Source organism: Allofournierella sp., from assembly GCF_017889395.1.
GTDB lineage: Bacteria > Bacillota > Clostridia > Oscillospirales > Ruminococcaceae > Allofournierella.
The window spans coordinates 1-5,456 of record NZ_JAGHKE010000125.1 but is presented as its reverse complement, the minus strand read 5'-3'; the positions used below and the strand labels follow the sequence as shown (position 1 = coordinate 5,456).

The window sequence follows — 5,456 nt, the reverse complement described above, 5'->3', positions numbered from 1 at the left end:
GGGCGATCAGGGCCAGGCAGGCGCCGAAGGCGATGAGCGACCAGAAGGGCCGGTAGCTGCCCGAGACGGTGAAGTCGATGAAGAATTCCAGCACCAGCAAGAACAGCCCGATGCACAGAATCACCGCCATGAAGGCGCTGAGCAGCGAGGGCTTTTTGCGGAACACCGCGCACAGGGCAAGCGATGCCGAATCAGGTTCAGCAGCACGCAGAACACCGAGGCGGAGGAAAGCACCGCCGTCACCGCCACCGCCAGCTCCCGCCGGTCGATGGGGGCCACCTCCTGCCGGATGGCCGGGAAGGGCGGCGGACTGGTGCGGTCCACCGGCTGATTCGGATTATATACGGGCGTGCCGCACAAAGGGCAGCGCTCGGCGGTGGAATCCAGCTCCACCCCGCATTGCACACAATAAGACATGGCTCGTTTACTCCTTTCGATTGGAGAGGACCTTCACGTGGATGCCCTCCCGCACCAGATGGCGGAAGAACTCCCGCTCCATATCGGTATCCTTCACGATGCCCGCAAAGGTGATGGTCAATGTGTCGCCGTAGCTGATGCAGGCGCAGTTGGACCGGGCCGTGTAGGACTGGCCCAGAATCATCTCCATGCGCTCGATGTGCTCCGCCATGGCGGCGGGCACCTTAAACACGCCGGGGTTCGTCAGGGTGGTGGAATAGGGCCGGTTGCCGATGAGCCGGTAGCTCAGATCCAGCGCCAGATTCTTGATGGGCGAGGGCACCAGCTGCAAAAGCAGATTGTTCTGCAGCGCCACGTTTCCGGCGATGGTGGCCTGCATCTCCACCCGGTTGATGTGCAGCCGCATGTGATGGTGCACCTGGGCGACTATCTCCGGGAAGGTGTAGTCGCCCAGCTCCGGGTCGATGGCCGGGCGCACCGTGAGGATGAAGTTGCGCAGGGTGGGCGAGGGGAAGTGGGGCCGCAGGTTGATGGGCACCGCCAGAGCCACCTGCTTTTCCTTGCGGCGGCCCTCCCGGCGCTGGCGGATCTGGATGGATTCCAGCAGCACCGCCGCCAGATATTCGGTGATGGAGGCCCCGTAGCCCTTGGCCACTGCCTTGAGCTCGGCCACCGACACAAGGCCCATGGTCACGTTCAGGGTGTAGAAGGGCTCCTTTTCGCCGGTGCAGGCGTAGGCGGGGGGCTCCCGCATGCCCAGGCACTTGCGGGCGTGGCCGTAACGGGAATAGGCGTCCTCCTGCTCGGCAGGGTCGGGCGGGGCGGTCACGTCCAGTACGCCCCCCTCGTTGGGGATGTGGTGCCCGCACAGCCGCAGATATACCGCCAGCAGGGTGCGGAAGAAGGTCAGCGCGCCGGAGCCGTCCGCCAGGGCATGGAACACCTCCATGGAGATGCGCCGCTCGTAGTAGAAAAAGCGGATCAGCCAATCCTCGCCCTTGCGGAAGCGCACCGGCTGGCAGGGGTTGGCGATGTCCGGCTGAACGAAGGGACCGGGAACATGGTTGGGCTCGAAATAATACCAGAACATCCCCTGCTTGATGCGCACCGCAAAGCCGGGAAAGCGGGGCAGGGTGGTGTCCACCGCCTGTTGCAGCAGCACCGGGTCCACCGGCTGGCGCATCAGGGCCGAAAACCGGTAGACGGCGGAATAGTCCTCCCGCTGCAGGGCGGAATACATCAGGGCGGCGTTGTCCAGCCGGGACCAGCCGCCGGGAAGGGAAGGCATGGCGTTCACCTCCGAAGAATTGGATTCTTTTTCCTTATTTTACCACGTTTTGGGCGAATGGGATGTAAAATTCTCAGAATGTCCATCAAAAGCTGCCGGGGTATGGTACAATAAAAGAAAGGCCGGTAAAAACGATCCCGGCCGGAAAAGAGAACCTATGCTGAAAATGAACCGACCCGACGCGGAGCAGAGCGCTCTGTCGCTGGAAAAACGCTTTGAAACCACCCTGACCGCGGCGCTGAAGGCCATCCATTCCGCCACCTCGCCGGATTCCACCACCCCGGAGGATCTGGAGCGGCAGCGCAAGGGCCAGGAGCTGCTGGGCCGCATGGTCACTCCCATGCTGGGCATGCGCTGGGAGCCCTTTGAGATCGGCGGCATGCCCGCCGCCTGGGTGCGGCCCGAGCAGGGGGAACACCCCCGCAAGATCGTGCTGTACTGCCACGGCGGCGGCTACACCACCGGCAACCTGGGCTACGCCCGGCCGCTGGCGGCAAAGCTGGCCCAGGGCACCGGCTGCCCGGTGCTGGCCTTCGAGTACCGGCTGGCCCCCGAGCATCCCTACCCGGCGGCATTGAAGGACGCGGAAAAGGCATGGAACTACCTGATGCACCAGGGCTATGGTGCGGCGGATGTGGTGCTGGCGGGCGATTCCGCCGGCGGCAACATGGCGCTGGAGCTGGTAATGCGGCTGCGGGCCGAGGGCCGAAAGCTGCCGGGCCAGCTGGTGCTGTTCTCCCCCTGGACGGACATGACCGCCACCAGCGAGAGCTACGACAGCCGGGGCGAGACCGACCCCATGCTCACCAAAAACTACATCTGCGCGGTGCGCCAGGCCTACGCCCCCGGGGCGGACTGGTCCAGGTGGGAATATTCGCCCCTGTACGGCGATTTTGCCTCCTTCCCGCCCACGCTGATCCAGGTGGGCGACAACGAGATCCTTCTGGAGGATTCGCTGGGCCTGCGCCGGGCCATGCAGGAGCAGGGCGTTTTGTGCAGGCTGGAGCAGTGGCCGGGCATGTGGCATGTGTTCCAGATGTTCCCCATCAAGAAGGCGGCGGAGGCCATGGAAAGCGCCTGCCGCTTCATCCGGGAAGGAAAGTAATAACAAAGTAGAGGAAGAGGAAAGACCAATGGAAAAGATCACGGTTCTGGGCACCGGCTACGCCATGGCCCTGCGCTGCTACAACACCTGCTTTGCCCTGCATCAGGGCGAGGAGGTGCTGCTGGTGGACGCGGGCGGCGGCAACGGCATTCTGGTGCAGCTGCAAAAGGCGGGCATCGACCCGGCGGATATTCACCACCTGATCGTGACCCACGCCCACACCGACCACATTCTGGGCGTGGTGTGGGTGATCCGCAAGATCGCCACCCTGATGCTGGACGGCAAATATGAGGGCGAGTTCCACATCTGGTGCCACAAGGGCCTGCCCGAGACCATCCAGACGCTGGTGCGGCTGACCGTGCAGGGCAAATTCGCCAAGCTGATCGGTGAGCGCATCCTGCTGCATGGCGTGGCCGACGGCGAGCAGGCTCAGATTCTGGGCCACACCGTGACCTTCTTTGACATCCACTCCACCAAGATGGAGCAGTACGGCTTCACCGCCGAGAAGGACGGCCAGAAGCTCACCTGCCTGGGCGATGAGCCCTACAACCCCCTGTGCGAGGGCTATGTGAAGGGCAGCGACTGGCTGCTGTGCGAGGCGTTCTGTTTGTACGGCGACCGGGAGAAGTTCAAGCCCTATGAAAAGCACCACAGCACCGTGAAGGAGGCCTGTGAGCTGGCCGCTCAGCTGGCGGTGCCCCATCTGGTGCTCTGGCACACCGAGGACAAAACCTACGAGGACCGCCAGCGGCTGTACACCGCCGAGGGCAAGGAGTATTACCAGGGCGATCTGCATGTGCCCTATGATCTGGACGTGATCGCGCTGTGAGTGAAAACGGCGCGCAGCAATAACGAAGCAAGCGAAAGGCAGGGATCGAGTATGAGCGATCTGGAACAGAAATTCTTGCAGGAGGTCACCGAAAAAGCCGCCGAGGCAAAGCTGGTCTGCGGCTGGGACGCAGCGCATTTTCTGGCGTTTCTGCAAAAGCGGGGCCCGGTGCGGGCCATGGCCGAGCAGGCACGCCGGGGCGCGGTGAGCGAGGCCTTTGACCGGCTGGCCGCCAAGGGCCGGCTGGACCTGTCGCCGGAGGCGGTGGCGTCCAAAAACGACTACGCCGACCTGTTCGACGACGAGGCGGTGAACTCCTTTTTGGAGGTGCTCTGCGAAAAGGGCTACTTCACCGCCGGTTGATCTGATACGCGAAAAGGCTCCCTGATCGGGGAGCCTTTTTGTTTTGGTGTTATTCCTCTGGCCTCCAGCCCTTGCACACATCCACCCAGCCGGATGCGCCGCTGGCTTTTTCCAGCTCGGCCAGGTTCAGCTCCACCGCGCTGGCCGCGGTGCCTGCCGCCGGGTACACCACCTCGAACCGGCGCAGGGATTCGTCCAGATACACGGTCACGCCGGGCTTTGTGCCGAAGGGGCAGACTCCGCCCACCCCATGGCCGATGAGCGCCTCCACCTGGTCGGCGGGGATCATCTTGGCCTTGGTGCCGAACCGGGCCTTGTAGCGGGGGTTGTCCACCTTGGCATCCCCTGCCGCCAGAATCAGAATGGGCTTGTCCTCCACCAGAAAGGAAAGGCTCTTGGCGATGCGGGCGGGCTCGCAGCCCACGGCCACCGCCGCCAGCTCCACCGTGGCGCTGGATACCGAAAATTCCCGGATGCGCCCCTCCTCCTATTACAATAAATTTGGACAGGAAAACCGGGCAGCCAGTTCGGCTTTCCCTCCATCTCGTGCCTAAGCTACAATAAGAGGAGCAACTGGCTGACCAATCACTCCTTGGGCTTATATGTCCGTGCGAAAGACTGTTAGCCATCCTCTTGTTGTAGCGTTCGATTTAAGCAGGTTGAGCCACCGAATGTCGGAGAGTTCGCGTCACATAATAGATTGAATCGGCAGCGAGAAAAGATGGATTCCGGTTGCAGATCCTTGGTATTGGAGGAACGCGAATGAACTGTGTTGGCATTGATGTTTCCAAAGGGAAAAGCATGATCGCCGTCATGCGGCCCTTCGGAGAAGTGGTGGTTTCACCCTTTGAAGTGCGCCACACCGCCAGTGAACTGAGCAAGCTGGCAGGGTTGCTCAAAAGCCTGGACGGTGAGACCCGTGTGGTGATGGAATCCACGGGTAATTACCACGCGCCGGTGGCCTGGCTGCTCCACGACGCGGGGCTTTATGTCTCCGTAGTCAATGCAATGCTGGTGCATGACTACGGGAACAACAGTTTAAGACGTGGCAAGACCGACAAGAAGGATGCCGTGAAGCTGGCCAACTACGGCCTTGACCACTGGCTCACACTGCCGAGATATGTCCCGGAAGAGGACACCCGGCTCATGCTGAAGACCTGCTACCGGCAGTACCAGCAGTATTCCAAAGTACAGACCATGCTGAAGAATAACTTAATCTCCCTGCTGGACACTACTTTTCCAGATGCAAACCGCCTGTTTACCAGTCCGCCCCGCACCGATGGCAGTGAGAAATGGGTAGACTTTGTGGCTGCTTTTTGGCATTGCGAGTGCGTCTGTGGCCTGTCTGAGAAGGCCTTTGCCGCCAAGTACCAGAAGTGGTGCAGAAAGCACGGCTACCATTTCAGCGAAGATAAGGCGCTGGACATTTATGCCTCCGCCTGTGGACACTTCGG

Annotated in this window: 7 protein-coding genes; 4 read left to right on the top strand and 3 right to left on the bottom strand. The window is 61.8% G+C overall.

All coding sequences use genetic code 11. From position 1 onward, the window contains the following. Positions 1–120: 120 nt before the first annotated feature. Positions 121–417 (bottom strand): zinc-ribbon domain-containing protein, encoded by a 297-nt coding sequence (locus tag J7G73_RS12440; RefSeq protein WP_291246490.1) that lies wholly within the window; start codon positions 415–417, stop codon positions 121–123. A gap of 7 nt (positions 418–424) precedes the next feature. Further along, positions 425–1,705, bottom strand: coding sequence for a hypothetical protein (locus J7G73_RS12435; RefSeq protein ID WP_291246489.1), 1,281 nt, complete (start codon positions 1,703–1,705; stop codon positions 425–427). A gap of 166 nt (positions 1,706–1,871) precedes the next feature. Between J7G73_RS12435 and J7G73_RS12430 the strand changes: the two genes are divergently transcribed. The 3 genes from J7G73_RS12430 to J7G73_RS12420 are packed head-to-tail and all read left to right on the top strand — an operon-like array spanning position 1,872 to position 4,002. Next, positions 1,872–2,810, top strand: a complete 939-nt coding sequence (locus J7G73_RS12430; protein ID WP_291246488.1) for an alpha/beta hydrolase — start codon at positions 1,872–1,874, stop codon at positions 2,808–2,810. A gap of 28 nt (positions 2,811–2,838) precedes the next feature. Continuing rightward, complete coding sequence (locus J7G73_RS12425) at positions 2,839–3,639, top strand: MBL fold metallo-hydrolase (protein ID WP_291246487.1); 801 nt, start codon at positions 2,839–2,841, stop codon at positions 3,637–3,639. 51 nt (positions 3,640–3,690) lie between these two features. Then, positions 3,691–4,002, top strand: coding sequence for a hypothetical protein (locus tag J7G73_RS12420; protein ID WP_291246486.1), 312 nt, complete (start codon positions 3,691–3,693; stop codon positions 4,000–4,002). A gap of 49 nt (positions 4,003–4,051) precedes the next feature. Here J7G73_RS12420 and J7G73_RS12415 read toward each other — a convergent pair whose 3' ends face one another. After that, positions 4,052–4,477 (bottom strand): YbaK/EbsC family protein, encoded by a 426-nt coding sequence (locus J7G73_RS12415; protein ID WP_291246491.1) that lies wholly within the window; start codon positions 4,475–4,477, stop codon positions 4,052–4,054. Between the two features lie 287 nt (positions 4,478–4,764). Between J7G73_RS12415 and J7G73_RS12410 the strand changes: the two genes are divergently transcribed. Continuing rightward, positions 4,765–5,456, top strand: a 692-nt coding sequence (locus J7G73_RS12410; RefSeq protein WP_291246485.1) for an IS110 family transposase, incomplete at its 3' end; no start/stop codon positions are given.

Excerpts from the sequence above, each read along its gene's own strand:
- J7G73_RS12425 (WP_291246487.1), top strand. The coding sequence starts at position 2,839 with ATGGAAAAGATCACGGTTCTGGGCACCGGCTACGCCATGGCCCTGCGC.
- J7G73_RS12430 (WP_291246488.1), top strand. The coding sequence starts at position 1,872 with ATGAACCGACCCGACGCGGAGCAGAGCGCTCTGTCGCTGGAAAAACGC.
- J7G73_RS12440 (WP_291246490.1), bottom strand. The coding sequence starts at position 417 with ATGTCTTATTGTGTGCAATGCGGGGTGGAGCTGGATTCCACCGCCGAG.
- J7G73_RS12420 (WP_291246486.1), top strand. The coding sequence starts at position 3,691 with ATGAGCGATCTGGAACAGAAATTCTTGCAGGAGGTCACCGAAAAAGCC.
- J7G73_RS12435 (WP_291246489.1), bottom strand. The coding sequence starts at position 1,705 with ATGCCTTCCCTTCCCGGCGGCTGGTCCCGGCTGGACAACGCCGCCCTG.